General features: G+C 69.2%; 17 protein-coding genes and 4 pseudogenes. 10 read left to right on the top strand and 11 right to left on the bottom strand.

Annotation, left to right across the window (positions count from 1 at the left end; all coding sequences use genetic code 11):
- Window positions 1-13 precede the first annotated feature (13 nt).
- The 5 genes from SMIR_RS37710 to SMIR_RS37690 all read right to left on the bottom strand — a co-directional run bounded on the left by SMIR_RS37710 (window position 14) and on the right by SMIR_RS37690 (window position 7,082).
- Window positions 14-1,126, bottom strand: a complete 1,113-nt coding sequence (locus SMIR_RS37710) for an NAD(P)H-dependent flavin oxidoreductase (protein WP_212728038.1) — start codon at window positions 1,124-1,126, stop codon at window positions 14-16.
- 135 nt (window positions 1,127-1,261) lie between these two features.
- Window positions 1,262-2,821, bottom strand: a complete 1,560-nt coding sequence (locus SMIR_RS37705; protein WP_212728037.1) for a phytoene desaturase family protein — start codon at window positions 2,819-2,821, stop codon at window positions 1,262-1,264.
- A gap of 182 nt (window positions 2,822-3,003) precedes the next feature.
- Complete coding sequence (locus SMIR_RS37700) at window positions 3,004-5,280, bottom strand: serine/threonine-protein kinase (protein ID WP_168489141.1); 2,277 nt, start codon at window positions 5,278-5,280, stop codon at window positions 3,004-3,006.
- Between the two features lie 62 nt (window positions 5,281-5,342).
- Window positions 5,343-6,236 (bottom strand): oxygenase MpaB family protein, encoded by an 894-nt coding sequence (locus SMIR_RS37695; protein ID WP_211118599.1) that lies wholly within the window; start codon window positions 6,234-6,236, stop codon window positions 5,343-5,345.
- 63 nt (window positions 6,237-6,299) lie between these two features.
- Window positions 6,300-7,082, bottom strand: coding sequence for a hypothetical protein (locus tag SMIR_RS37690; protein WP_168489144.1), 783 nt, complete (start codon window positions 7,080-7,082; stop codon window positions 6,300-6,302).
- A 294-nt stretch (window positions 7,083-7,376) separates the two neighbouring features.
- On the opposite strand from SMIR_RS37690, the gene SMIR_RS37685 reads away from it, so the two are divergent.
- Window positions 7,377-7,589 (top strand): hypothetical protein, encoded by a 213-nt coding sequence (locus SMIR_RS37685; protein ID WP_168489146.1) that lies wholly within the window; start codon window positions 7,377-7,379, stop codon window positions 7,587-7,589.
- 63 nt (window positions 7,590-7,652) lie between these two features.
- On the top strand, window positions 7,653-8,612 hold the full coding sequence (locus SMIR_RS37680; protein WP_168489148.1) for a LysR family transcriptional regulator: 960 nt from the start codon (window positions 7,653-7,655) through the stop codon (window positions 8,610-8,612).
- A gap of 37 nt (window positions 8,613-8,649) precedes the next feature.
- Here SMIR_RS37680 and SMIR_RS37675 read toward each other — a convergent pair whose 3' ends face one another.
- Window positions 8,650-10,083, bottom strand: coding sequence for an aminopeptidase P family protein (locus SMIR_RS37675; protein WP_168489150.1), 1,434 nt, complete (start codon window positions 10,081-10,083; stop codon window positions 8,650-8,652).
- A gap of 401 nt (window positions 10,084-10,484) precedes the next feature.
- Between SMIR_RS37675 and SMIR_RS37670 the strand changes: the two genes are divergently transcribed.
- On the top strand, window positions 10,485-12,338 hold the full coding sequence (locus SMIR_RS37670; RefSeq protein WP_249938551.1) for a collagenase: 1,854 nt from the start codon (window positions 10,485-10,487) through the stop codon (window positions 12,336-12,338).
- A gap of 252 nt (window positions 12,339-12,590) precedes the next feature.
- Here SMIR_RS37670 and SMIR_RS37665 read toward each other — a convergent pair whose 3' ends face one another.
- Entirely contained in the window at window positions 12,591-13,199 is a 609-nt protein-coding gene (locus SMIR_RS37665) for a TetR/AcrR family transcriptional regulator (RefSeq protein ID WP_248002790.1), read from the bottom strand.
- A gap of 46 nt (window positions 13,200-13,245) precedes the next feature.
- On the opposite strand from SMIR_RS37665, the gene SMIR_RS37660 reads away from it, so the two are divergent.
- Entirely contained in the window at window positions 13,246-13,710 is a 465-nt protein-coding gene (locus tag SMIR_RS37660; protein WP_168489157.1) for an SRPBCC family protein, read from the top strand.
- A gap of 1,149 nt (window positions 13,711-14,859) precedes the next feature.
- On the opposite strand, the gene SMIR_RS37655 is transcribed toward SMIR_RS37660, so the two are convergent.
- A complete protein-coding gene (locus SMIR_RS37655; protein WP_168489159.1) occupies window positions 14,860-15,027 on the bottom strand; it encodes a hypothetical protein in 168 nt (55 codons plus the stop codon).
- Between the two features lie 344 nt (window positions 15,028-15,371).
- Between SMIR_RS37655 and SMIR_RS37650 the strand changes: the two genes are divergently transcribed.
- Complete coding sequence (locus SMIR_RS37650) at window positions 15,372-18,155, top strand: SpoIIE family protein phosphatase (protein ID WP_212728035.1); 2,784 nt, start codon at window positions 15,372-15,374, stop codon at window positions 18,153-18,155.
- A 300-nt stretch (window positions 18,156-18,455) separates the two neighbouring features.
- Window positions 18,456-19,604 carry an ABC transporter substrate-binding protein gene (locus SMIR_RS37645; protein WP_168489161.1) on the top strand — a complete coding sequence of 383 codons (1,149 nt, stop codon included), beginning with the start codon at window positions 18,456-18,458 and terminating at the stop codon, window positions 19,602-19,604.
- Between the two features lie 921 nt (window positions 19,605-20,525).
- On the opposite strand, the gene SMIR_RS37640 is transcribed toward SMIR_RS37645, so the two are convergent.
- Complete coding sequence (locus SMIR_RS37640) at window positions 20,526-21,530, bottom strand: NADP-dependent oxidoreductase (protein WP_212728034.1); 1,005 nt, start codon at window positions 21,528-21,530, stop codon at window positions 20,526-20,528.
- Between the two features lie 100 nt (window positions 21,531-21,630).
- Here SMIR_RS37640 and SMIR_RS37635 point away from each other — a divergent pair, with 100 nt between their 5' ends.
- The 3 genes and pseudogenes from SMIR_RS37635 to SMIR_RS37625 all read left to right on the top strand — a co-directional run.
- Complete coding sequence (locus SMIR_RS37635) at window positions 21,631-22,530, top strand: LysR family transcriptional regulator (protein ID WP_168489165.1); 900 nt, start codon at window positions 21,631-21,633, stop codon at window positions 22,528-22,530.
- Window positions 22,531-22,756: 226 nt separating this feature from the next.
- Window positions 22,757-23,760 (top strand): annotated as a pseudogene (locus SMIR_RS37630) (IS5 family transposase).
- 479 nt (window positions 23,761-24,239) lie between these two features.
- Window positions 24,240-24,353: pseudogene (locus SMIR_RS37625) on the top strand (DUF5655 domain-containing protein); the annotation flags it as partial.
- 43 nt (window positions 24,354-24,396) lie between these two features.
- On the opposite strand, the pseudogene SMIR_RS37620 reads toward SMIR_RS37625, so the two are convergent.
- A pseudogene (locus SMIR_RS37620) lies at window positions 24,397-25,008 on the bottom strand (IS256 family transposase); the annotation flags it as partial.
- A gap of 215 nt (window positions 25,009-25,223) precedes the next feature.
- Between SMIR_RS37620 and SMIR_RS37615 the strand changes: the two are divergent.
- Window positions 25,224-25,382: pseudogene (locus SMIR_RS37615) on the top strand (transposase); the annotation flags it as partial.
- Window positions 25,383-25,580: 198 nt separating this feature from the next.
- Here the strand turns inward: SMIR_RS37615 and SMIR_RS37610 are convergent.
- Window positions 25,581-25,889 (bottom strand): hypothetical protein, encoded by a 309-nt coding sequence (locus SMIR_RS37610; RefSeq protein ID WP_212728033.1) that lies wholly within the window; start codon window positions 25,887-25,889, stop codon window positions 25,581-25,583.
- Between the last annotated feature and the right edge of the window lie 124 nt (window positions 25,890-26,013).

Below are 26,013 nucleotides of genomic sequence, written 5' to 3'. Positions count from 1 at the left end.
GGAGGGGGAGAAGTCAAGACTGTTCGCCCCTTCCCGCGATCCGGTTGACGCGCTCGACGGCCCGCTCGAAGCCGCTCGTCAGGTCGTCGAAGACGGCCTGGACACTGCGCTCGCTGTTCATCCGGCCGACGATCTGCCCCACCGGCGTCCCGAGCAGCGGTTTCACCTCGTATTTCTGGATCCGGGAGACCGCCTCGGCCACCAGCAGCCCCTGGAGCGGCATGGGGAGCGTGCCGGGGCCGTTCGGGTCGTCCCAGGCGTCGGTCCACTCGGTGCGCAGCTGGCGGGCGGGCTTGCCGGTCAGCGCGCGCGAGCGGACGGTGTCGCCGGACCCGGCGGCGAGCAGCTTGCGGGTCACGGCGGGCGAGTGCATGTCGGCTTCCGTGACGGTCAGCCACAGGGAGCCGAGCCACACCCCCTGGGCGCCGAGGCTGAGGGCGGCGGCCACCTGCTGTCCGCTGCCGATGCCGCCCGCCGCCAGTACGGGCAGCGGGTCGACGGCGTCGACGACTTCGGGGGTGAGGACCATCGAGGCGATCTCGCCGGTGTGGCCGCCGGCCTCGTAGCCCTGCGCGACGACGACGTCGATGCCCGCCTCGGCGTGTTTGCGCGCGTGCCGGGCGCTGCCCGCGAGGGCCGCGACGAGCACTCCGCGTTCGTGGGCGCGGTCGACGACGTCGGCGGGCGGTGAGCCCAGCGCGTTGGCGAGCAGTTTGATCGGGTAGTCGAAGGCGACGTCGAGCTGGGTGCGGGCGACCTGTTCCATCCAGCCGGTGATGCGCCAGCCGGATGCCTCGCCCTCGGCGAGTTCGGGCACGCCGTACTTGGCGAGGGTGTCTTTGACGTACTGCCGGTGCCCCTCGGGGATCATCGCCTCGACGTCGGCCTCCGTCACCCCCTCGACCTTCTTCGCGGGCATGACGACGTCCAGGCCGTACGGTTTGCCGTCGACGTTCGCCTCGATCCAGTCGAGGTCGCGTTTGAGGTCGTCGGGTGCGGTGTAGCGGACCGCGCCGAGCACACCGAATCCGCCCGCGCGACTGATGGCCGCGGCGACGGCGGGAAACGGCGTGAAGCCGAAAATGGCGTGCTCGACTCCCAGTTTCTTGCTCAGCTCCGTCTGCATGGCCGCAGAATGCCGCAGTCCTCCGGACGAGGGAAGGCCTTTTCTGATGCTCCGTCAGTTTTCTGGCCAGTCCCTCGACAGAGTTGCAGACCTCGCGTCACGCCGACGGCACACGACCGACCAGCCGGAGAGGCCCTAGTCGTCCCCGCCCTCCAGTACGGCCATGGCCGCGTTGTGCCCGGGTACCCCGCTCACGCCGCCCCCGCGCACCGCGCCCGCCCCGCACAGCAGGACGTTCGCGTGCCGGGTCTCGACGCCCCAGCGGCCCGTGCCCTCCTGGGCGTACGGGAAGGCGAGGTCGCGGTGGAAGATGTTGCCGCCGGGCAGCCGCAGGTCGCGCTCCAGGTCGAGCGGGGTCTTCGCCTCGATGCAGGGGCGGCCGTCCGCGTCGGTGGCCAGGCAGTCGGCGAGCGGTTCGGCGAGGTGTGCCTCCAGCTGCGCCAGCGTCGACTTCAACAGCTCCGCCCGTACGGCGTCGTTGTCCCGCTCGAACAGCCGGGCGGGCGTGTGGAGGCCGAAGAGGGTGAGGGTCTGATAGCCCTGCTCGACCAGGTCCTGGCCGAGGATGCTCGGGTCGGTGAGGGAGTGGCAGTAGATCTCGGAGGGCGGGGCGGTGGGCAGCTCGCCGGACGCGGCCTGCGCGTGGGCGGTCGCCAACTGCTCGTAGCCCTCGGCGATGTGGAAGGTGCCGGCGAACGCCTCGCGCGGGTCGACGGAGGTGTCGCGCAGCCTCGGCAGCCGTTTGAGCAGCATGTTGACCTTCAGCTGGGCGCCCTCGGCGGGGGTGGGCGGTTCGTCGCCGGTGAGGTGCGCGAGTTCCTGCGGCGAGGCGTTCACGAGGACGTGCCGGGCCGGAACGACGCCCTCGCCGTCCGCGGTGCGGTAGGTGACCTCGGCGGCCCGCCCGTCGGTCTCGATGCGTACCGCCTCGTGGCCGGTGACGATCACCGCGCCCGCGGCGCGCGCCGCCGCGGCGATCGCGTCGGTGAGGGCACCCATGCCGCCGACCGGCACGTCCCAGGCGCCGGTGCCGCCGCCGATCACGTGGTAAAGGAAGCAGCGGTTCTGGCGCAGGGACGGGTCGTGGGCGTCCGCGAAGGTCCCGATGAGCGCGTCGGTGAGGACCACACCGCGTACGAGGTCGTCGGTGAAGTTCTCCTCCACGGCGACACCGACCGGCTCCTCGAAGAGGACCCGCCAGGCCTCCTCGTCGTCGATGCGGGCGCGGAGTTCCTCGCGGGTGGGGAGCGGTTCGGTGAGCGTCGGGAAGACCTGCTGGGCGACATGGCCGGTCATGCCGTAGAAGCGCTGCCAGGCCTCGTACTCGCGGTCCGAGCCGGTCAGACGCGCGAAGGCCTCGCGGGTGCGGCGCTCGCCACCGCCGACGAGCAGGCCGGTGGGCCGGCCGTCGCGTTCGACCGGCGTGTACGAGGACACGGTGCGGCCACGCACGCGGAAGTCGAGGCTCAGATCCCGCACGATCTTCCGGGGCAGCAGGCTGACCAGGTAGGAGTAGCGCGACAGCCGCGCGTCGACTCCGGCGAACGGCCGGGTGGACACGGCGGCGCCGCCGGTGCTCCCCAGGCGCTCGAGCACCAGCACGGACCGGCCGGCCCGGGCCAGGTAGGCGGCGGCGACGAGACCGTTGTGGCCCCCGCCGACGATCACGACGTCGTATCCCTCGTGTGCAGGCATGGTTCTTCGTAGCACGCGATGATCTAGAACGGCCAGAGGTACGCGGCACCCGGCGGGCATCCGGACGGGGTGCGGGCGCCCACCCCTGCGCGGCGGCGCGGGCGGGGCCGCCCGGGAGCCTTCCGCCGTATGGCCGGTGCCGCCGCTCGAACAGGGCGAGCGCAACCCTGCACGAGAGCCCCTCAGCCTCCCCGTGCGGCCCGCTGTTGGCGTAACGCCGCCACCCTCCGGTACAACTCCACCGCCTCTTGGCCCCGGCCCAGTTGCTCCAGGCAGTGTGCCTCGTCGTTGCGGCTGGCCAGGGCGTCGGGGTGGTCGGGGCCGAGGACGCGTTCGCGGGCGGTGGCGACGCCCCGGTACTCGGTGAGGGCGTCGGACCAGCGGCCCAGCCAGCCGAGGCCGACCGCGACCTCGCGGCGGCTGACGAGGGTGTCCGGGTGGTCGGGGCCGAGGACGCGCTCACGGATCGCCCACACGTCGCGGGATTCGGCGAGCGCCTCTTCCCAGCGCCCCATCCGACCCAGGTTGACGCCGAGACCGTGCCGGGCGCGCAGGGTCTCGGGGTGGGCGGGGCCGTGCACCCGGGTGCGGTCGTCGATCAGGTCCCGGTACAGCTCCAGGGCCTGCGCGCTGCGGCCGAGCCGGCCGAGACTGATGCCGACCTCGTAGCGGGCGGAGAGGGTGTCCGGGTGGTCGGGGCCGAGGGCCTGGGCCCGTGCCTCGGCCACTTCCCGGTAGGTCCCCAACGCCTCGGGCCAGTGCCCCAACTGACCGAGCGCGTATGCGACTTCGTATCGTGTCACAAGCGTGTCGGGGTGGTTCGCACCGAGCACCCGGGTCCGCGCGGCGGCGACCTCGCTCGCCATTCGGTACGAGTCCTCCAGGCGGCCCAGCCTGCTCAGGTTGAAGGCGAGGTTGTGGCGGCAGCGCAGGGTGTCGGGATGGTCGGGGCCCATGGCGCGCTCCCGGGCGGCGAGCACCTCGATGTACGCCTGGTGCGCCTCGAAGTGGCGACCCAACTGACCCAGCATGTACGCCATTTCCTGGCGCGCGGCCAGGGTGTCGGGATGGCCGGGGCCGAGCGCCCGCTCCCTGCCCTGGGCGACCCGCGCGTACTCGCGCAGCGCTTCGGCGGCGCGTCCGGTGCGGCTGAGGGTGAAGCCGACCTCGTAGCGGCTGGCGAGGGTGTCGGGGTGGTCGGGGCCGAGGACGTGCTCGCGCTCGGCGGCGACCGCGCGGTGCACCTCCCCCGCCTCGGTCCACCGGCCGAGCCGCCCGAGGCTCAGTCCGGCGTTGTGCCGGCCCGTCAGGGTGGTGAGCAACTCCGGGGAGGGGGTCGGGCGTTCGACGCGCTCCGGCGCCTCCGGTACGGACATGGCCGGGCGCGCCGTCCATTCGCCGGTCAGGCCCGCCGCCGCGTCCGGCAGGGCGCCGCCCAGTCCGGCACCGGTCGCCTTGTGGCCGGTGGTCATGCCCCGGGTCCAGGAGGGCAGCCGGGGTTCACGTGAGGAAGAGGGCGTGGGAGCTCTCCTCGACGGCTCCAGCATCCGCTGCTCATCGGCAGGACGGCCCACCGCGGGGGACACGACCGTCGGAACGTACACCGGAGTCGTACGCCCCGTGCCGATCCGCCGGCCGAGCTCGCGCGCGTCCTGCGGCCGCCGCTCCGGCTCCTTGGCCAGCAGATCCAGGATGATCCGCTCGAAGTACTCGGGGAGCTCGGCGCGGTGGTGGCGCGGCGGCTCGGGAAGCGTGTCACGGTGGCCGACGAGGATCGCCCACGCGTCGTCCAGATCGAACGGCGGTGCCCCGGTGGCGATTTCGTAGAGCACACATCCGAAGGAGTACAGATCACTGCGCTGGTCGACCTGGGCACCGCTGATCTGCTCCGGCGACATGTAGTGCGGGGTGCCCATCGCGATGCCGGTGCCGGTCAGCCGGGCCGTGAAGCCGATGTCGTGGCCGAGGCGCGCGATGCCGAAGTCGCAGATCTTCACCGTGCCGTCGGCCAGCCGCATGATGTTGGCGGGCTTCAGGTCGCGGTGCACGATGCCCTGTTGGTGGGTGTAGGCGAGGGCCCCGGACACCTGGTCGGCGATGTCGACGACATCGGCGACGGGGAGCGGATGCTGCTTGTTGTCCTCCAGGAGCTGGCTGAGGTTGCGGCCCTCCAGCAGCTCCATGACCAGGTACAGCACGCCCTCCGACTCGCCGAAGTCGTGCACCACGGTCACCCCGCGGTGTTGCAGCGCGGCGGCCACCCGGGCCTCGCGCCGGAATCTCTCCCGCAGCACCCGGGTGAACGACTGATCGTGGTGCGGGCCGAGTGGTTTGAGGCACTTCACGGCCACCTGCCGCCCCAGCGACTCGTCGCGGGCGCGCCACACCTCACCCATACCTCCCCGCCCGATCAGATCGAGCAGTCGGTACCGGCTCTGGATCAGCCTGGTCTCCGCCATCTCGTGCGATCGCCCCCGTCGCTGCTCGCCGCGCCCTCCCCTGGCTCGTCCAGTATGGCGAGTTATCTGCCGACTTTGTACGGCGCCGGTCGGGAGCCGGGGCCGAGCCGCGCCATGGCCCGCGGAATGTGTTTGGGCGGGAGTTGCCAGCGAAGACGTGCGGGAACGCAGCGCAGCACGGTGCCCGTGACACGCAGGCGCCGGGTCACCGCGGAGGGGGCTGGTGCGGGTCTGCCGTACAGCTCGTGGGCGTACGGCGGCAGAGCGGCATACGCCAGATGCGCCACGCGCCGCCACAGCAGGGCGCGCGCCGGGACGAGCAGCGGGTGGGTCGGCGGGCGCGACAGGAAGTCGTCCACGTCCCGCGCCTCGGACCCGGCGGCGAGCTCCGGCAGCACCTGCTCGAAGTAGGCGGCCAACTCCGCCCGATTCGCCGGTACGTCGGCAGGGTCGAGGCCCACCAGGCGTGCGCTGACCCGGTGTTCGTCGATGTACCGGTCGGCGTGCGCGTCCGTCATCGGGAACCCCGAGCGGCGCAGGACGTGCAGATAGGAGTCGATCTCGGCGCAGTGCACCCACAGCAGCAGCTCGGGCTCGTCGATCCGGTACCGCTCCCCCGTGTCCGGGTCGGTGGCCTTGAGCAGGGTGTGGATCTTCCGGACCCGGGCGCCGGCCTTCTCGGCGGCGTCGGTCGTGCCGTACGTCGCCGTGCCGACGAAGTTCGCGGTGCGCATCAGCCGGCCCCAGGCGTCGCGCCGGAAGTCGGAATTCTGCATGACGCCCCGGACCGCGCGGGGGTGCAGGGCCTGAAGGTAGAGCGCGCGGATCCCGGCGACCCACATCATGGGGTCACCGTGCATCTGCCAGGTCACCGAGGAGGGGCCGAACAGTCCCTGGTCACCCGTGCGAAGCGCGTCCACCCTGTCAGTGTGACTCCTGGAGCTGCGGGAAACCATGCCGCACCCCGACCGGAGCGGGCCGCCGCCGCCCACCCACCCGGCGGGAAGGGTGTTCCTGGTTCAGGCCTCGGCGACGACGAGGAGGTCGTCGATCGTGCCGGCCGGACGCTCGGATCCGGTTTTCACGACCACCCGCCATACTCCGGGGGCCAGGGACACCTGGTTGAAGTAGTTGCCCCTGTTGTCCGGCAGGAGGGGAACAGCGGGACCGAGCGCACCTCCGTCGGCTCCGAAGAGCTCGGCACCCAGAACCAGGTCGGGCTGCTCCGCGGACACGTGGACGGGTACCTTCCGGCCGGCTAGGGCCACGGAGGGCAGTGGGAGGGAGAGGGGCCGCGGAGGGGTCAGAACCCTGCCGGGCGCAACGGGAACGATCTCGCCCGCCAGGTCCTGGAGCAGTCCTTCCTGGCGTGGCAGCCCGACATGGCTCGCGGGACAGAAATTGGCCGACGAGTCGTCCCTCCACCGGGGTGGGACACTGCTGAAGCGGGGCACAGTGCCGTCACCGCCGAAGTCCTCACCTCGCCGCTGCCGGGCGAAGCGGATCCCGTCCCTGCCCACTACGACGCTCTGCTCTGTCGGTTGCCGGTCGCCGGCGAACACATGCCACGTGCAGTCGCTCCGCCGTTCGCGGACGAACACATGCCACGCGGAGCCGCTCCGCCGTTCGCCGGCCTCGTGCCTGGTCAGCTTCGAGTGGAAGGCGAGGGAGTGGCGCAGCGCCTGCCCGTCGAGGTCGGGAATGCACCGGTCGGCCGGACTCGCGGGCTCACCGCCCTTGTCCGTGGTGACGCACCGATACGTGGGGAGCAGTTCGGCCACGGAGGGAAAGGTCTGTGCCACGGCTCACAGTCGCTCGTTGAACTCGCCCAATGCGGGAGGCAGCAGACGGCCAACACCATCGAGACGACCGCCGAGCAGTACAACTCTCTGATCGTCGAGAAGACGCTGGTCGACCGCTCCCAGGCCGACCCCCGGTTCCTGCAGTTCTTCCCCTCCAGCGAACTGACCGCCTCCTGGGCCAACCCGGGAACGTCGCCCACTTTCACCCACAAGGCGATCGCACACTCGTGAAGGGGAGCCGACCGAAACCCGGACGAGGACGGCGGCGCCCGTGAACGCCCGCGGCCCTTTCACTTGCGGACCTTAACGGCGCGGCTCTCCGACGACCGGCCCGACGACGCGACGACCTCCGTCATCCACAACGACTGGCGTCTGGACAACCTCGTCCTCGACGAGAGTGACCTGTATGTCACCGCAACGCCGGAGTTCCTGCGTCCCTTCGATGCCGCCCGCGACGCGCTGACCGCTCTCCCCCAGGTCGATGCCCGTCTGCTGACCCCGCGATGAACCACCGCTAGAGTCGCCCGGTGACCGCGGACGGCAGGAGCGCCGAGACGAGGAGCCCGGACGATGGACCTGGAGCTTCGGCATCTACGGACCTTGTGTGCGATCGCCGACGCCGGGAGTCTGGGGCGAGCCGCGGCACTCCTGAAGTACTCGCAGCCGGCGATGAGCACCCAACTGCGCCGCATCGAGCGGCTCTTCGGTGAGGACTTGTTCGTGCGTACCACGTCGGGAGTCGAGCCGACCCAGTACGGCCTTGAGGTCCTGACTCAGGCGCGCGACATTCTGGCCCGTGCGGATGCCATCAGGCGTCGTCCGGCGGGGGACGGCGTCGGAGCACCCCGGGTCCTGCGCCTTGCGGCGACCAACTCGCCCGTCCTGTCCGGCATGGTCATCCGTATACGCAGCCGGAGGCCTGATCTCACGCTGACGGTGAGCAGCGTCTACCCGTCGTCGGAGATAGTCGAGCACTTGGAGAAGGGCGAGCTGGACGCCGCGATCGCCGCGGACTACCCCGGTATGGAGCTTCGGCACTCCGCGGCCGTGGCGCATCGCGAGATCGTCAACGAACCCGCGTTCGTGGCCCTGCCCGCCGGTCACCGGCTCAAGCACCGCATGGAGGTCCCCCTCGCCGAACTCGCCGACGAGGCTTGGTTCCTGACCCCCGACGACGGTGCCGGCTGGCCGGGCGTTTTCTACGCGGCCTGCGCGGCAGCCGGGTTCACGCCCGCGGCCGTCCATGAGTACCTCGGTGACCGGCTCCAGCTCCAGGACATGATCGCCGAGGGGCTCGGCGTCTCCATCGTGCAGGCTACGACCCGGCCGAACCAGGGCGTGATCGTCAAACCGCTGACCGGCACACCGCTGTGGACCCGCTATCTGCTCGCATGGCGCCGCGACCAGGTCACGGAGGACATCACGGAGACACTGTTCAGCTCCGCGCACGCGTCCTACCGCGACCTCATCGCGCGGTCGGTGCACTTTCAGGCGTGGGCGGCGCAGACGTTCCATCTGCCGCGTTCCTAGGGCAGTGACGGCGGCGCCCGCGCCTTGGGACGCAGGGTCAGGCCAGGAGCTCGCCCATCCACGTCTCGATCGCCGACGCGGTGCGCGGCAGCGCCGACGACATGAGGCGGGCGCCGTCCTCCGTGACGACCAGATCGTCCTCGACGCGCACGCCGACGCCACGCAGCTCCGGCGGCAGCGTCAGGTCGTCCGGCTGGAGATACAGGCCCGGCTCGACGGTCAGGACGTGGCCCGCCTCCAGGACGCCGTCCAGGTACTGCTCGGCACGGGCCGCGGCGCAGTCGTGGACGTCCATGCCCAGCATGTGGCCGCTGCTGCACCACGTGTAGCGGCGGAACAGACCGCTCTCGGGCTCAAGGGCCTCGTCCGGCGTCACCGGGAGCAGGCCCCAGGAGTGCAGCCCCTCGGCGATGACCCGCATCGCAGCGAGGTGGAAGTCACGAAAGCGCGCGCCCGGGCGGAGCGCCGCGATACCGGCGTCCTGCGCGGCGAGCACGAGGTCGTAGAGGTCGCGCTGCGCGGCGGTGAAGGTGCCGCTCACCGGAAGGGTGCGCGTGATGTCGGCGGTGTAGAGCGTGTCCGACTCGACGCCGGCGTCGAGCAGCAGCAGGTCACCGGGATGGACCGGACCGTCGTTGGCGATCCAGTGCAGTACGCACGCGTGCGCTCCGGCGGCGGCGATTGTCTCGTAGCCGAGGCCGTTGCCCTCGAGGCGGGCGCGCAGGCCGAAGACGCCCTCGATCCAGCGTTCGCCGCGTGGATGGCGGACGGCCTCGCGCAGTGCGCGCACGACGTCGGTGAATCCGGCCGCCGTGGCGTCCACCGCGATCTGCAGCTGCTCGACCTCCCACTCATCCTTGACCAGGCGCATCTCGGACAGGAACGAGGCGAATTCGAGGTCGGCCTCTTCGCGGCCGGTGCTGTCGACGAGCGCGTCGATCTCCGGGTCGACGCCGCGCAGCAAGCGGGTCGGCCGCGCGCCGTTCAACCGGGCGGGCACGTCGTCGAGGCCCTGGGTCGCCACGCCGAGCAGTGAGGAGGCCTCGTCGAGGGTGGCGCGGCGGCCGACCCAGATCTCACCGTAGCGGCGGTCGCGGTAGAACTCCCCGGTGTCGCGCGGGGATCGCGGGCGGACGTGCAGTACCGCCTCGTGACCAGAGGCGGTCGGTTCGAGGATCAGGACGCTGCCCGGCTCGGTACCACCCGTCAGGTACGAGAACGCGGTGTGCGGCCGGAACCGGTAGTCGCAGTCGTTGCTGCGCACCTTGAGGACGCCTGAGGGAACGACGAGCCGTTCGCCGGGGAAGCGCGCGGACAGCCGGTCGCGCCGTTTGGCCGCCCACGGTGCGATCGACTGCGGGGGCGGATCGGCGCGCGGCGAAGACTCCCAGTTCCCCATGAGGAACTCGGCGAGCGCCGAGGAGACCGGAAGGTCGTGCGAACCGGTGTGGAGCGGCTTCTTCGTCGTCATACCGGGATCGTAGGGAGCAGGGGACCGCCCCGCCCCATACCGTTTTTCCGCCGCACGCATAACACGAGGCGGAGACCTGCTCGGCGTCCCGCCCTGACCGCCAACTGCCTCTGTGGGCACGGATGTTATGGCCAGCCCCTCCATTGTCGTATCCCTCAGTCCGTTGTCATTGGCCACTGTGAGTGGGACGTTCCCCCCACGCCTCGCCGCTCGTGCTCGAAGCGACCCCCACTCACGAAGGAGCATTGATGCGTCGTCGACCTGCCCTGCCCGGATTCCATCCCGGAAGTCCGTCCAGATTCGCGTCCGGTTTCCTGGCCGTCAGCCTGGCGGTCAGCGCCCTGATAGCAGGCCTGCCGGCCGCACCGGCCCTCGCGGCAGCCGGACCGAGGACCTCCGCAATGGCTGCTCCGACGACCACCGCCGTGTCCAAGCCCAAGCCGCGCGCGCTGTCGCCGCTCGGCGCGAACACCGCTGCGTCCGATCAAGCAGACGTCCGGAGCGGGCGGCTGGCCGCCGCCCATGTCCGGCCGCTCAGCCCGCAGTTGCCGCAGACCTCCTCGACCTCGAAGGCCGTACGGCCTCCCACAGCCACGAGGCACGCGGCAGCCGCGCCGTGCACCCCGGCCGACTTCGGCACCCGGACCGGATCCGAACTGGTCGCGTACATCCAGGACTCGACCACCGACTGCATCAATACGCTGTTCGGCATCACCGGCACGGACGCCCGGAACGTGTTCCGCGAGGCGCAGATGGTGACCGTCGCAGGCGCCTTCCAGGACGCGTCGCAGACGTATCCCGGCGACAACTCCACCCATGTGTGGCAGCTCGTGCTGTTCCTGCGCGCCGGCTACTACGTGCAGTACAACGACTCGGCCGACGTCGGCGACTACGGCCCGACCCTGGCTGCGGCCACCGAAGGCGGACTGGACGCCTTCACCGCCAACTGCCATTTCATGGACGTCAGTTCGGAACACGGCAACGTCCTGGGCGACGTCATCATCCTGACGGACAGCGCCAACGAGCAGGCTCGCTACCTGGACACGTACAAGAGAGTGCTGAACGCCTACGACAGCTCCTACGACGCCTACTGGAGCATGGACACGGCCGTCAACGACGTCTTCACCCCGCTCTTCCGTGGCCACTTCAACCCCGCATTCATCAGCGCTGTCACCGCCGACCCGAGCATCATCGACACGTTGAACTCGTTCGCCCTGAACCACATGTCGATGCTGAGCGGGACCTGGTACTTCATGGCCTCCAACGCCGGAACCGAGACGGCGCGCTTCCTCGACACGGCCGGGCTCCAGGACAAGGTGCGGCCGATGGTGAAGGGCCTGCTGGACGCCTCCTCGATCACCGGCCCGACCGCTCCGCTGTGGGTCGGCGCCGCCGAGATGACTTCCGCGCACGACGCGGCCCAATGCTCGTACTACGACACCTGCGACCTGACGTCCAAGCTCACCGCGGCCGCACTCCCCATCACCTACAAGTGCGATGACGGGCACACTTTCCTGGCCCAGTCCCTGACCGACTCGGCGCTCGCCGAGGCCTGCAAGAGCGTGCAGGGACAGGACGCCTACTTCCACGGCATTGTCAAGGACAGCGGCCCGGTCGCCGACGACCGCAACACCAACATACAGATCGTCGTCTTCGCGAGCCCCAGGGACTACCAGACGTACTCGGGCTGGATCTTCGGCAACAGCACCGACAACGGCGGCGAATACCTGGAGGGCAACCCCGCCGACCCCAACAACCAGGCCCGCTTCGTCGCCTACGTGAAGAGCGTGGGCGACGGCTTCCCGGCGGACATCTGGAACCTGAACCACGAGTACACCCACTACCTCGACGGCCGCTACGACACGTACGGCGACTTCTCCGCGGGCCAGACGGTCCCGGACATCTGGTGGATCGAGGGCTTCGCCGAGTACGTCTCGTACAGCTATCGGGGCGTGCCCGACAGCGAGGCGCTCTCCGATGCCGGGAAGCACACCTACGCCCTGAGCACCCTGTGGCAGAGCACGTACGCCAACTCCGACCTGACCCGCACCTACCCATGGGGCTACCTGGCCGTCCGCTACATGGTTGAGAACCACCCGGACGACGTGCAGGCCATGCTGACCAAGTTCCGCACCGGCGACTACGCCGGAGCCTATGCGGTCTACAACACCGACATCGGCACCCGTTACGACGCGGACTTCGCCGCCTGGCTCGACACGTGCGCGGCCGGCGCCTGCCGGGTGAGCAGCAGTTGACCGAGCGCTGACGGCTGAGCCAGCCGCCCCCTGCCCCTGCCTCTCCCTGTCACCCCGCGGCCTGACAAGGCCGCGGGGTGACACGCGTGCCAGACGTACCACTCGCGCCGCTCCTCCAAGACGGAACCCCATGCCGTTGCTCGAACGCTGCGTTGAACACTCTGGGATCCCGGTGACCGATTGACGGCACGGCCGTTGCGCCGGGCATGCATCCATGTCCGGCCCATCTGCTTGGCCTGATCGGCGACTCCGTCACTTCGAGCCGTAATACAGCCGGAGGAAGTCCTCCATCGCCGCGTCGACGCCGGCGCGGTCACCGGTGGCGAGCAGATCGAGCAGCAGACCGCGGACGGTGGCCAGTCCCAGCCTGGCGCGGTTCCGGGCCATGGCAGGGTCCACCCCTGCGGCGACCTCGGCGGCCACGAGCGGCTCCAGCCAGTCGTTCACGAGCCCTGCGAGGACCGGGGCAGCCTCGGGGCGGCCCCGCAGCGCGTGCCCGTAGATTTCGAAGAAGAGCCGCTCCTGACCGGCCAGCCGAGGGTCCGTCAGCTGCTGCCAGAGGAGCCGCGCAGCATCCGCGGGCGAGAGACCGGGCTCCAGGCGCAGCCGGGACAGCAGATCACGCTGGCGCTGCTCCGACGTCCGGACGATCTCGACGAACAGGTGTTCCTTGGAGCCGAAATAGTGGATCAGCATGCGGTGACTGACGCCGATCGCAGCGCCCAGGCCACGCAGGCTCAGGTCCGCGATGCCGTGTGCCGCGACGTAATCGACGGCCGCGTTCACCAATTCAGCGCGCCGGCCCCCGTCCGTGCCGGGCGCTGCCCCGCCCTCAGGATGCGAGCCGTCCGTATTCACCACGTCGGAAGTGTACCAATTGGTACATGCCCTGTGTACCGTGTGGTACATGAAGTCTGTCACCGTGTCGATCGACGTACCGCAGACGCCCGAGCAGGTCTACGACTTCCTCGATGTCATGGCTCACCACGAGCGATTCACCAACCACTACCTGACCGACTGGCGCTACAGCGGCCCAGGCCGTGGCGTCGGATCGTGCGCCACGGTCACAGCCGCGCTGGGCGGCGCGAAGACCGACGTCACCATCGAGGTCGTCGAGGCCGACCCGCCACGGCGCATCGTCGAACGGAACGTCAGTGCCGCCGGCCGACGCCTGGCCCACGGCACCTACGCCATCAAGCCGCTGGGGACCGGCGGGAGTCAGGTGTCGTTCACGTACGCCTGGGCGCGCACCCCGCTCGCCGACCGCCTACTGGCACTCGTCGTCCGGGCCACGATACGACGCGCCAACCGCACGGTCATGCGACGCCTGGCCACCGAGTTGGCTCGCCACGTGTCCGCTGCCGGATCCTGACGTCGGTACATGTCAGCTCTTCCGCCCGCCGCAGGAGCCGAGGCCCACGGCGCCCCTGCCCGCATGGGTTCTTGGCGCAGCGGGCCGAGTGGCATACCGGCCTCCCCCACCCCAGGAGCGACACACCCACCGGCACGCCGGAAGCGTCGAACAAGGGTTCAGAGCGAACCCCCGATGAAACTGCGCACACATGCCTCATGAGACATGGCTCAGTCTGGAGAACGCCAGCCACAGAATGATCAGGTGGCAGGGCGACGACGGGGTCCGGCTGCAGGCCCGCTCCTGACGCGACGTCACCGCCGCATGGGGAGACCTCACCGCCGGCCACCACCTCCCGGCCGGGGCCGTCCTCGACGGCGTTATGTGACCTGTCGGTGTGCCTGAGCCAGTTGGTGTCTCACGGAATCCGCGGGTTGTTCGTCCGAGGCGGCACAGTGAGCCCCAGGGTCCGCATCGGAGACGGCCAACGGCAAGGCGCCAGGCATACGCCTTCGACCGCACCCGGAGTGTGTCGCCGCAGGATAGGTGTCACCAGCGGAAGTTTTCGACCCGCGTTTTCGCGTTGGAGAGGTGCTGTAGTCGTCACCGGATGGGCACGCCGCCTGTCACGCGATGGGATCGGTAGAGCAACTGCCACCGGGCACGCCGCTGAAGGCATCGGCGCACACCTTCAAGTTGATCGAGCGCAAGAACGAATTAGCTGCAGTCCTGAAGGGTGGACAGAGCATTTCCGACCTCTGTCGCGCGTCGGCGGGGAAGGGATTCGTCGGCCCAGGAGATCGGCGGCGCCCGGCGGGGGCGCCGCACGTCAGAAGTGGAGTCGGCCTTGGCGCCTGTACCGAACGGCACCCACGGTCGCCTGGCCCCAGGAGTACGGCCTCCTCGCGAGCGGCCTCAAGCATGCGGAATCGGGACACAACCGGGCCAGATCAAGACGCTCGTTCTTCATCAACCGCCTCCACAGCACGCCCCGTTGAAGCCGCTCGCGTTGGACCCATCAGAAGACGCCATAACCACTCCAGTTGGCTGCTCCGAACCGCCACACAGATGAGTCGGTCGATCTTGTATCACTCAGCACCGGCGTGACGACGAGCCCATTCGGACCAATGGGTGAGGCCGGCACGTGACGGTCTGCTCAACGACCGCTCTTCAACTCAAGAGGCGGTCCAGTGCAGCTGACTGGATCGAGCTGATCGCCCGGTCGAGCTTGTCCATGCCGGCCTGCACGCGCTGCGCGACGGCCTTGTCGGTGGCGCGCGACAGGGCACCGGCAAGGTCCAGTCCCGCAGAGAAGATGCGGTTGATCACGTCGGACATGACCTGGCTCATGAACGGGTCGGCCCACATCTGGAGTGGCCAGGGCCCGGTAAGGGCATTTACGAACTCGCGCCCGACGAAAAGTGGATCACGTGGGTGCGGCTCATCCCCACGCGACACACACTCCGCCGGTGCTGGTGCCGAATGACGTCGCCCTGTGGGCTCGAACCGGACCTCAGGGGCTGTGCGTGACCGCGGGCACCCGGCAGGGCACATGCGCTCGTCGCCGTCCCTGAGCGGACCAGTCCGTCCCGGTCGCTTCGTCGTCGGCCAGCCATAAACGATAGAAAGGGTATATGAGCGGAGTTTCAGGTCAGTCCGGGCAAAATGCGCCTGATGCGTCCATGAGGACTCATCAGCCCGGTCGGCCACGTCAGGCGGAAGGGGCGTGGCGGTCGGGTTCGCTGCTGAGCGTGCACAGCCTCGCGGGCCAGGTCTTCCTGCTCCAGCTGGCGGTTGTGATGCTGCTCGTCGCCGCCGCCCTGGTGGCGCTCGTTGTGCAGGCTCAACGCGACGTGATGGCGGACGCCCGCCACCGGACGCTCAGCGTGGCGCAGACCTTCGCGAACTCCCCGGGGATCGTGGCGGCACTGAACAGCGCGAACCCGACCGCGGTGCTGCAGCCGCCCGCCGAGGCGGCCCAGAAGGCCGCAGGCGTCGACGCCGTCATCGTGTACGGGCTGAACGGGATCACCCTCGCCCACAGCGACCCGCGTCAGATCGGGAAACGCGTCATCGGGCCTTACGCGGCGGCGGCGACCGGCAAGCCGTTCACGAGTAAGTTCAAGGGCTCACTTGGGCTCTCCGTGATCTCGGCGGTGCCCGTCAGGGGGCCCGACGGTTCGGTCATCGCCATCGTCTCCGTGCCCGTCACGGTCGAGAGGGTGCAGCACAACGTGAACCGGCAGCTACCGTTCCTCCTCGGCGGCGCCGCCACGGCCCTGGTCGTCGCCGCAGGCGGGTCGGGCCTGGTGAGCCGGCGGTTGCGGCGGCAGACCCACGACCTGGGACCGACCGAGATGACCCAGATGTACGAGCACCACGACGCGGTGCTGCACGCGGTGCGGGAAGGAGTGCTGATCGTCGGCGGTGACAGCCGGCTGCTGCTGGCCAACGACGAGGCACGACGGCTTCTGGACCTGCCGGCGGACGCGGAGCGGCGGCACATCACCGATCTGGGGCTGGACGAGGACTTCGCCAGGCTGCTGGCCTCCGACCGCCCCGCCACCGACGAGGTGTACCTGGCGGCCGACCGGCTGCTCGCGGTCAGCAAGCGGCTCACCACACCTCACGGACCGGCCGGCAGCGTGGTCACGCTCCGGGACACCACCGAGCTGCGGGCCCTCTCCGGCCGGGCGGAGGTGGCGCGCGAACGGTTGCAGTCGCTCTACGACGCCGGACTGCGGATCGGCACCACGCTCGATGTGAAGCGCACGGCCGAGGAACTGGCCGAGGTGGCGGTGACCCGGTTCGCCGACGTCGTCACGGTCGATCTGCTGGACCCGGTCCTGCGCGGCGAGGAGACCTCCGGTGCGCCCGCCGGGATCACCGAGCTGCGCCGCAGCGCTGTCGCCGGTCTCGACGCGGGCCATCCCCTCCACCCCGTCCGCGAGCTGATCCGGTTCGTCCCGGCCCACCCCGTCTCCACGGCGATGGCCGAGGGCCGCCCGGTCCTGCTCGGGGACCTGAGCGCCTCCGGCGCCTGGCGGTCCCAGCAGCCCGAAGGTGCCCGGCGGATCCTCGATCACGGCATCCACTCCATGCTCGTGGCGCCCCTCCGCGCCCGCGGCGGGGTGCTGGGCGTGGTGGGCTTCTGGCGCGCGAGGGGCTCCCCGTCGTTCGAGGACGAGGACGTGTTCTTCGCCGAGGAGCTGGCAGCCCGGGCAGCGGTGTGCATCGACAACGCCCGCCGCTACACCCGCGAACACGCCATGGCCGTCACCCTGCAGCACAGCCTGCTGCCCCGCGCGCTGCCCGAGCAGTCCGCCCTCGAGGTCGCCTACCGCTATCTGCCGGCCCAGGCCGGGGTGGGCGGGGACTGGTTCGACGTCATCCCGCTGTCCGGTACCCGGGTGGCGCTGGTCGTGGGCGATGTCGTCGGCCACGGTCTGCACGCCGCGGCGACGATGGGTCGGCTGCGCACCGCCGTGCACAACTTCGCCAGCCTGGAGATGCCCGTGGAGGAGCTGCTGGGCCGGATGGACGAGCTGGTGGCGCAGATCGACGCCGAGGAGGTCACCGCAGCGGAGGACTGGCAGGGGGTGATCACTGGGGCGACCTGCCAGTACGCCGTCTACGACCCCACCTCCGGGCGACTGGCCATCGCCACCGCCGGCCACCCGGGACCGGCGGTGGTCCGGCCCGACGGGACCGTCGACTTCCCTCAGCTGCCCGTCTCCCCGCCACTGGGACTCGGAGCCGGCCTGCCTGTCGAGACCGCCGAGTTCACCGTGCCCGAGGATTCCCGACTGGTGCTCTACACCGACGGGCTGATCGAGGACCGTACCCGGGACCTGGACGCCGGCCTGGAGGCCCTGCGCGATGCTCTGACAGGGCCCGATCGCACGCCGGAGGCCACCTGCGCGGCGGTGATGGAGGCCATGCTGTCCGACCGGCCCCGGGATGACATCGCGCTGCTGGTGGCCCGCACGCGCCGGCTCGGACCGGGTCAGGTCGCGGAGTGGGAGGTGCCCCGTGACCCGGCGGCGGTGGCCCCCGTGCGCACCGCCTGCGCCCGTCGGCTGGCGGAGTGGGGGCTGGAGCAGGTCGCCTTCACCGCCGAACTCATCCTCAGCGAGCTGATCACCAACGCCATCCGCTACGGCGCCGAGCCCATCGCCGTGCGGCTGCTCCGCACGGAGCCTATCGGCAGCCCCGATGCGGGCACCCTGATCTTCGAGGTCGCCGACGGCAGCAGCACCTCGCCGCGGCTGCGCTGGGCGAAGGTCACCGACGAAGGCGGCCGCGGACTCTTCCTGGTCGCCCGCTTCACCGAACGCTGGGGGACCCGCTACACGACCACCGGCAAGGTCATCTGGGCCGAACAGTCTCTGCACCACGACGCCGCGCCGGAGGCGGAAGGACTCGGCGAGCTCCTGCTCGACCAATGGGACGACACCGCACTGTGAGGTGAGCCGGTACGTCCCGCCCCTCCACCGTCGCGCACGCCGCGTGCCGGCTGGGGCGCGGCGAGGGCCCGGGGCGTACGGAGAAGCCGAGTGCCAGGGAAAAGACGGTGATCGCGGGCCTCCCGGGCGGCATTCCGCCATCGAGGCTGCCGGGTACCCTGGCCTCGATGACCACTTCCTCGGCGCCATGGAGCCGAGGAAGCCGGGAGGCACAGCGGGAGGCCCGCCACTCCGGACCGAGTGGCGCTGCCGGCAGCCGGTCGAGGTGACCACCTCGTCCCCCTACGTCCGGGAGCAGCCGTGACTACACCGTGTGCCCGAGCAGCGTCGGTCTTCGGCTGCCTCGCTCTCGTGGCACTGGGCCTGAGCGCTTGCGAGAACGCACCTACCGCCAACCTCGCGAAGCCGTCGGTGGCCACGTCCGCCGGGAGCATGGGCGGCATGCGCGCACTGATCGCCGCAGCGAAACACGAGGGCACACTCAGAGCGATCGCGCTGCCGCGTGACTGGGCCAACTACGGCGGCCTGATCAACGGTTTCGAGAAGAAGTACGGGATCAAGGTCACCGTCGAGGATCCGCTGGGCCACAGCGAGGACGAGATCGACGTCCTGAGCAAGCGGGGGAACCGGCCGACAGCGCCCGACGTGATCGACGTGGGCGATACGTTCGCACGGAAAGCAGCGGCGCAGAATCTTCTCGCGCCGTACAAGGTAGCCGCTTACGATTTGATTCCCGATAATGAGAAGGACTCGAAGGCCCGCTGGTCCGACAACTACGGGGGCTACATCTCCATCGGCTGCGACGCCAACCGGGTCAAACCCTGTCCGGAGACCTTCGCCGATCTGCTGAAGCCCGGTTACAGGGGCAAGGTCGCACTCGAAGGCGACCCGCCCCGTTCGGCCACCGCCTTCGCCAGTGTCTACGCGGCCGCGCTGGCGAACAACGGGTCGTTCGACGACGTCCGGCCCGGTCTCGACTTCTTCGCCGAACTCAATAATCGCGGCAACTTCAACCCTCTCAATTCCAACTCGGTGACGGTCGCGAGCGGTCGGACACCCATCAGCATCAACTGGGACTACATCAACCTCCACTACGCCGACCAACTCCGCGACAAGGGCGTGAACTGGCAGGTCGCGATCCCCTTCGACGGCAGCTTCGCCCAGTATTTCGCGCTGGCGATCAACAAGAACGCCCCACACCCGGCGGCTGCCCGCCTGTGGCATGAGTACCTCTTCAGCCCGGAGGGCCAGAACCTCCGGCTGCGCGCCTATGCCCGCCCGGTACTCATGGACGCCATGAGGCAGGACGGCACCCTCGACAAGGCCGCCGCTGCTCGACTGCCGACGGTTGAGGGAACGCCGCAGTTCCCGACAGACGCGCAACTGGAGAAGGCGAAGGAGACGGTCACCCAGGGCTGGGCGAAGGCCGTCTCCGGCCAGCTGGGATGATCCCCGTCGCCCATCAGCTGTGCGGCGAACGGGCACCGGCACAAAACAAGCGAAACGCAAAGAAGCTCCCGCCTTGCTTCTGTCTCGTCCAACCCAGCAGAGGTCACTCGCCGGGCCCGACGACGCGTCGGCGGCGGCACGGGCTCGAAGCGGAGTCGACGAAGCCGGAGCCGTCGCCGGGCGTCGCCTGCGCCAGCTGATCCTGACCGACGCAGGCATGGTGGCCCTTGCCGATTCAGCAGCCGGAGTCGGCGACGACGAAGTAGCTCGCCCTGCGCCAGCAGCATGCAGGGCGGTATTGGCTGGTACCACTGCCTGGCCAGGAGTGCGAGCGGTTGCCACAGGCCCGTCCGTTGCATGCCGCCGGGCAGCCGCCCCGGCAAAGGCTCCGTCATGGGCGCCGACCACCGATCAAGGAACGAGGCGAAGGCCTATCCAAGCCAAGCCGCAGTCCCAGGTCCGCATCGATCAAGATCCGGACCATTCCCGGGCCAACGACTCCAACGCGGCATCGATGGCTGCTGTGTGCGCAGGTCAGCGATCCGCTGGCGCTGTACCACCAGCAGACCAAGAACCTCCTCGTGTCGTACTCGCCGAAGAAGCTGGGCTTCTTCTAGAGGCATGGAAAAGGGCGCCTGAACTGGGGAAACTCCCAGCCAGGCGCCCTTCATTAACCGCAATCAAGGAGCGAGGCAAAATGCTCCCTTACTCCCAGTTCGTCCCACCGTCATCCCCGCCCTGACCAGCTGGTCCGGAATATTTCCGGACCAGCCTGCACCTAATACTCCAGCAGCACTTTGACGTTTTCCCTGTTCAGGGGCGGTTTGGGTGAGTGTAGTGGGCTGGTTGCCGGTCGGTGTTCTCTGCTTCGGTGCGCGGCCGCCGAAGTGATGCGGCACTCGCGCGACGGCCGGACCAGGCCTACGCGTGGTCCCGCACGATGATCTTTCCGGTGTTCTTGCCGTGCAGCATGCCCAGGAATGCGTCCACGATGTGCTCGAACCCGTCCACCATCGTCTGGTCCAGCGCTAGTCGGCCGCTCTGTAGATGGGGGACCGCGAACTTGTACAGCTCGTCCTGCAGGTCGCGGTAGTTGCTGACCAGGAAGCCCTCCATGCGGAGGCTCTTCTCCACGATGTCCGAGTAGTTGAAGTGCGGCGGGGGCGCGTCCGGGGTGTTGTAGCGGCTGATGGTGCCGATCCGGACGATGCGCCCGAACTCGCGCAGTGCGCCCACCGCGGCGGCCAGTTGTTCGCCGCCGACGTTGTCGACGAAGACGTCGATGCCGTCCGGTGCAGCCTTGGCGAGCAGTTCAGCGGCGAGGCCGTCATGGTAGTCGAACGCCGCGTCGTAGCCCACCTCCCGGGTCAGGTGGTCGACCTTGGCCGCCGAGCCCGCGCTGCCCACGAGTCGGCCGGCGTCCAGCAGCCGGGCGAACCGGCCAGTGGCCGTGCCGACGCCGCCGGCTGCGGCGGAGACGAAGAGGTCGTCGCCCTCGCGGAGCCGGGCGATGCGGGTGAGGCCCACGTAGGCGGTCAGTCCGGTGCCGCCGAGGACGCTCAGGTACGCCGTCAGGGGGACCCCGTCGAAGCGGGGGAGTTTGCGGATCTCCTCGGGTCGGACCACGGAGTGCGTGCGCCAGCCCAGCCGGTGGAACACGATCTCGCCCTCGGGCAGCTCCGGCGTCCGCGAGGCGACGACGCGCCCGAGGGTCCGGCCCTCGAGCGGTGTGTGGAGCGCGAAGCCGCCGGGCACGTCGTCCATCATCTCGCGGTGGTACGGGTCGACGGACCAGTAGAGGTTCTCCACGAGCGCGGTGCCGACCGCAGGATCGGGAATCGCGGACTCGACGAAGGCGAAATCCTTGGTGGTGGGGAAACCGTGGGGGCGGGCGGTCTGCTGGACGGTGATCGCGTTCTCGGTCATGACGGGACCGTAGGACGGGAATGGAGCCCTCGGGCAGGCGGTTGGACTCATGTGACGCCCCGTTCCATGAGCAGTTCTCATACCTCGAGGTGAGCGCCCTGTGGCCCGCACGACCGACACCGATCTCGCTCCGCACGAACTGCGCATCCTGGTGGCGGTTGCGGACGCCGGCGGCTTCTCGGCCGGGGCCGAGGCACTCGGCCTAACACAGTCCGCGGTCTCCCACTCGGTGCGCGGCAGCGAGCGCAAGATCGGCGCCGTTCTGTTCGAACGCGGCCGCGGCGGTGCGAGACCCACTCCGGCGGGGGAGAAGGCTGTGGCGCATGCGCGCCGTACCCTGCGGCTGCTTGACGTGCTCGTCGCCGAGGCGCGGCAAGCCGCCCGGTCCGAGGCGACGCAGGGGCCGGAGGGCCCGCTGCGGATCGCGGCCTTCCGCAGCACCGCGCTGCACCTGCTGCCGCCGGTCCTGCAGCGGCTGCGCGCGCGGTATCCCGGGATCGAGCCGCAGGTGCGGATCGTCCGCGAGCTCGGGCGCGGCACGGCGGGCGAGGTGGCCGACGGGCGGTCGGATCTCGCCATTGCCACCTTGGACGGAGCGCAGCTGCCGGCGGGACTGGTGGCGAGCGGACTCTTCGAAGAGAGCTACTCCCTGGTGCATCCGGCCGGACACCCGGCTCCGCGCTCGCTGCCGCTGGTCGACTGGGTCGAGAACTGCGGCTCGTACACCCGCGCCTGGTGGGGCGCGCAGGACTGGATCCCGAGGGCCACGATCGAGGCCGAGGACGACGGAGCAGTGCTCTCGCTCGTGAGCAGGGGACACGGAATGGCGATTATGCCCGCGCTCTCCCTGGTCGGAGCAACGGACTCGATCGAGATCACCGATCTCGGTCCGGAGCGCCCGACGCGCCGTGTCGGCTATGTGACCACCCCGGAGCTCGCCAGCTCCGCCGTCGTGCGTGCTCTGGTGCGGGAGCTGCGGGCCGCCGGCTCCGCCATCTGACGGGCAGCGGGCAGCCAGGTCAAGGCACTGCTGTCAGATCTGAACGCGGTCAGCGAGGCGTTCAACCACCACAGCCTGCCCCTTGACCTCGTCAAACCGCTGGCGGCTGCCATGCCGTCGATGGAACCCGAACTTCTCAGGCACGCGATCTAGGGCGCGTATCGAGTCGTGATCAATCTGCGGGATTTGCTCTCGCGGCGGGGTCTGGTCCGGTAGGCCTTCTTGCGTGACGCGAGTGCAACTGACGGATGCAGAGTGGGAGTTCATCGGGCCGTACCTGCCGATCGGCGCGTACGGCCCGTACCCCGAACGGCTTCGGTACCAGTTCGAGGGTGTGATCTGGCGGTTCAAGACCGGCGGGCAGTGGCGGGAGATGCCGCGGGAGTTCGGCGCCTGGTCGACCGTGCACAACCGCTTCCGGCAGTGGCGTGACGCCGGCGTCTTCGAGGCCCTGCCGGAGGGCCTGATCGCGGAAGCGGCGAAGCGGGGCGAGGTGGACCTGTCCCTGGTCAGCATCGACTCCACCACCGCGCGGGCACACCACGACGCCGCCGGGATGCACCTGGGCGAGGACGTCATCACTGCACTGGAGAAGGCTGCCGCCGAGGAGGAGAAGACCAGGTCAAAGGGGGCAGCCTCGAAGAACAAAGCGGGCAGGACGTCACAGCAGATCCCGAGTGGGAGGAACGACGACGCATCCGGCGTCGGCGAAGACTCCGCCTGAAGGCCGCTCTCCTCGGACGCTCCAGGGGCGGGCAGACCAGCAAGGTCCACCTGGCCGCCGACCGCAAGTGCCGCCCGCTGGCGTTCGTGCTGACCGCGGGCCAGGCCGCGGACAGTCCGCAGTTCATCCCGGTGCTCAAGAAGTTAAGGGTCCGCGGCCCCGTCGGCCGTCCCCGCACCCGGCCGGACGCGGTCGCCGGAGACAAGGCCTACTCGTCCCGCGGCAACCGGGCCCACCTGCGCCAACGCGGCATCAAGGCAGTCATCCCGGAGAAGAAGGACCAGGCCGCCAACCGAAAGAAGAAGGGCTCCGGGGGCGGCCGCCCCGTCAGCCACGACGCCGACCTCTACAAGGAGAGGAACACCGTCGAGCGCCTGATCAACAAGCTCAAGGCCTGGCGAGGCATCGCCACCCGATACGACAAGACCCCGGACAGCTACCTCGCCGGCCTCCACCTACGCGCCTCGATGATCTGGATCAAAGACCTCACCCGGACCACCCATTGATCACGACTCGATACGCGCCCTAGTACTCCAGTTGCGGTACTCCATTTCCTCTGGTCACGGTGCCTGTTTCGAGGGTAGTGATCTGACGGATCGCCAGGGTAGTGGTGGTTCGTGACTCATCCGATCGGGGTGCGTTGAGCCAGTCATGGAGACGGAGTCCTGGCGCTTCCTGGCCAAGGTCCGCATGAACGCCCGTCACGCGACCACCCTCCTGCGGGCTCCGCTCGTCCTTGCGAACACCGAAGTGCAGAGGTAACGGACGATCTCCGTCAAGCGATCACGCTCACGGCCTGCGCGAGTAGGTCACTCCCGACCCACACCATCCCCGCGACCTGCGAAATCACGGTGAAAACCTCTCATTGGACTGTCCGAGCAGTCCACAGGATTTGACAATACCTCCCCCAACTCCCCGTCGCAGACATGTAGTCTATGAATCATCGCAGTTCAGAGACGGTCTACGAGCTCCTGCGGTCGGTAAAGTGGAGTACAAGCGCGGCGTCGATGCCGGCGTCATCAACCAGGGCCTGTTCTACCTGGCATGGCTGATGGACCATCGCGCCGAGTTCGAGCACCTGGTCCGCGACCGGCTCGGGTGAGGGTGTGTCAATTTAACAGCTGATCTTGGTTGTTGAGCGGTCAGTTGTTGCTCGGGGTCAGGCGGCCTTCGAAAGCGATCTGGAACGCGTTCAATGGTGCTTTCCAGCGTATGGTCCACCGCTTGCGGCCCTTCCCCGTCGGGTCCAGGCTCATCAGCGCCATGTAGATGCACTTGAGGGCGGCGGCTTCGTTGGGGAAGTGTCCGCGGGAACGGACGGCCTTGCGGATGCGGGCATTGACGCTCTCGATCGCGTTCGTGCTGCAGATGACCTTGCGGATCTCGATGTCGAAGGAGAGGAACGGCACGAACTCGGCCCAGGCGTCCGACCACAGCTTCACGATCGCCGGATATTTCTGGCCCCACGCTTCCTGGAGCTCCAAGAACCGCTCAGTCGCCGCGTCTTCGCTGGGTGCGGTGTAGACGGGCTTGAGGGCCTTGGCGACTTTGTCCCAGTCCTGACGGGCGGCGTATCGGAACGAGTTCCGCAGCAGGTGAACCACACACGTCTGGACAATCGTGCGAGGCCGGACGGCCTCCACCGCCTCGGGTAGGCCCTTGAGCCCGTCGCAGACCAGCATCAGCACATCGTCCAGGCCGCGGTTCTTCAGCGCGGTGAACACGTGCAGCCAGTACTTGGCACCCTCGCCTCCGGAGTAATCGTCAAGACTTGTGGATGGTGTCTTCTGGGTTTGATGCGGTGATCTCGGCTGCGGCGAGGCGTGCTTCCTCGCGCGCGACCTGGTCGGGGGTGGTTGAGGAGGGCTCGATCGCCGGGAGGGCCATGGGGTCGTGCGTGGCCCCGAGGCCCTAGGGCCTGTGTGGTGTCGTGATCAATCTTGAAGGGGGATCCGGTAGGAAGACGATCGTGACACGCAGGCAACTCACCGACGAGCAGTGGAAGTTGATCGAGCCGTTCCTGCCGATAGGCGAGTACGGGCCGTACCCCGCACGGCTGCGGGATCAGTTCGAGGGGGTGATCTGGCGGTTCCGTACCAGCAGCCAGTGGCGGGAGATGCCCGGCGAGTCGCCCCATCACAATCCTCACCTCCGACCCGGAGGACATCGCCACTCTGTGCGGCGCACGCGCCACCGTGATCAAGATCTGAGCAGTGAGCTCCCCCGCGCTTCGTAGCAGCCGACTTGCATGGCCTGAGGTGTGGTCGAGGAGATCGACGACTGATAGACGCAGCCCCTAACCCTGCAACGGACAGCTTGGCGCCGGTCACTTTCGGGCGGGGAACGCCTCGTCGAGCGTGGGGACGGCGAGGTAGCTGGATGACAGCGCCTGTCGAATGTCGACGACCCGAAGATACCGTCCCTGTTGGATCACCGGTGAGACCTTGTCGATCATGCCGACCTCGTTGAGATAGAAGACTGTCCACGGCGCCTGCGAGGCGTCAAGCGTCTCTCCGTCGCGCACGATCTTCCGAGTCACCGCGTTCGTACGGCGAGTCCCCGGGGCCTGCTGATGAACGACCTCCACTGCCGTAACGTCGAAGACGAGCCCCTGGCCACCGGGGCGGTACATCACGAGCAGACCAGCCGTTCATGGCGCCTCCCGACGAACTGTTCGCGCAGCGTCGAGTTGATGGCGGCCCGAGGGCCGGCCCACGCGGGTCGGTACTCCGTCGTCCGGGGCCCGCTGGTTCACATCA

It is taken from the genome of Streptomyces mirabilis, assembly GCF_018310535.1.
Taxonomy (GTDB): Bacteria; Actinomycetota; Actinomycetes; order Streptomycetales; family Streptomycetaceae; genus Streptomyces.
Note: the sequence above shows the minus strand (reverse complement) of the source record. Positions and strands in the feature narration are given on the sequence as shown.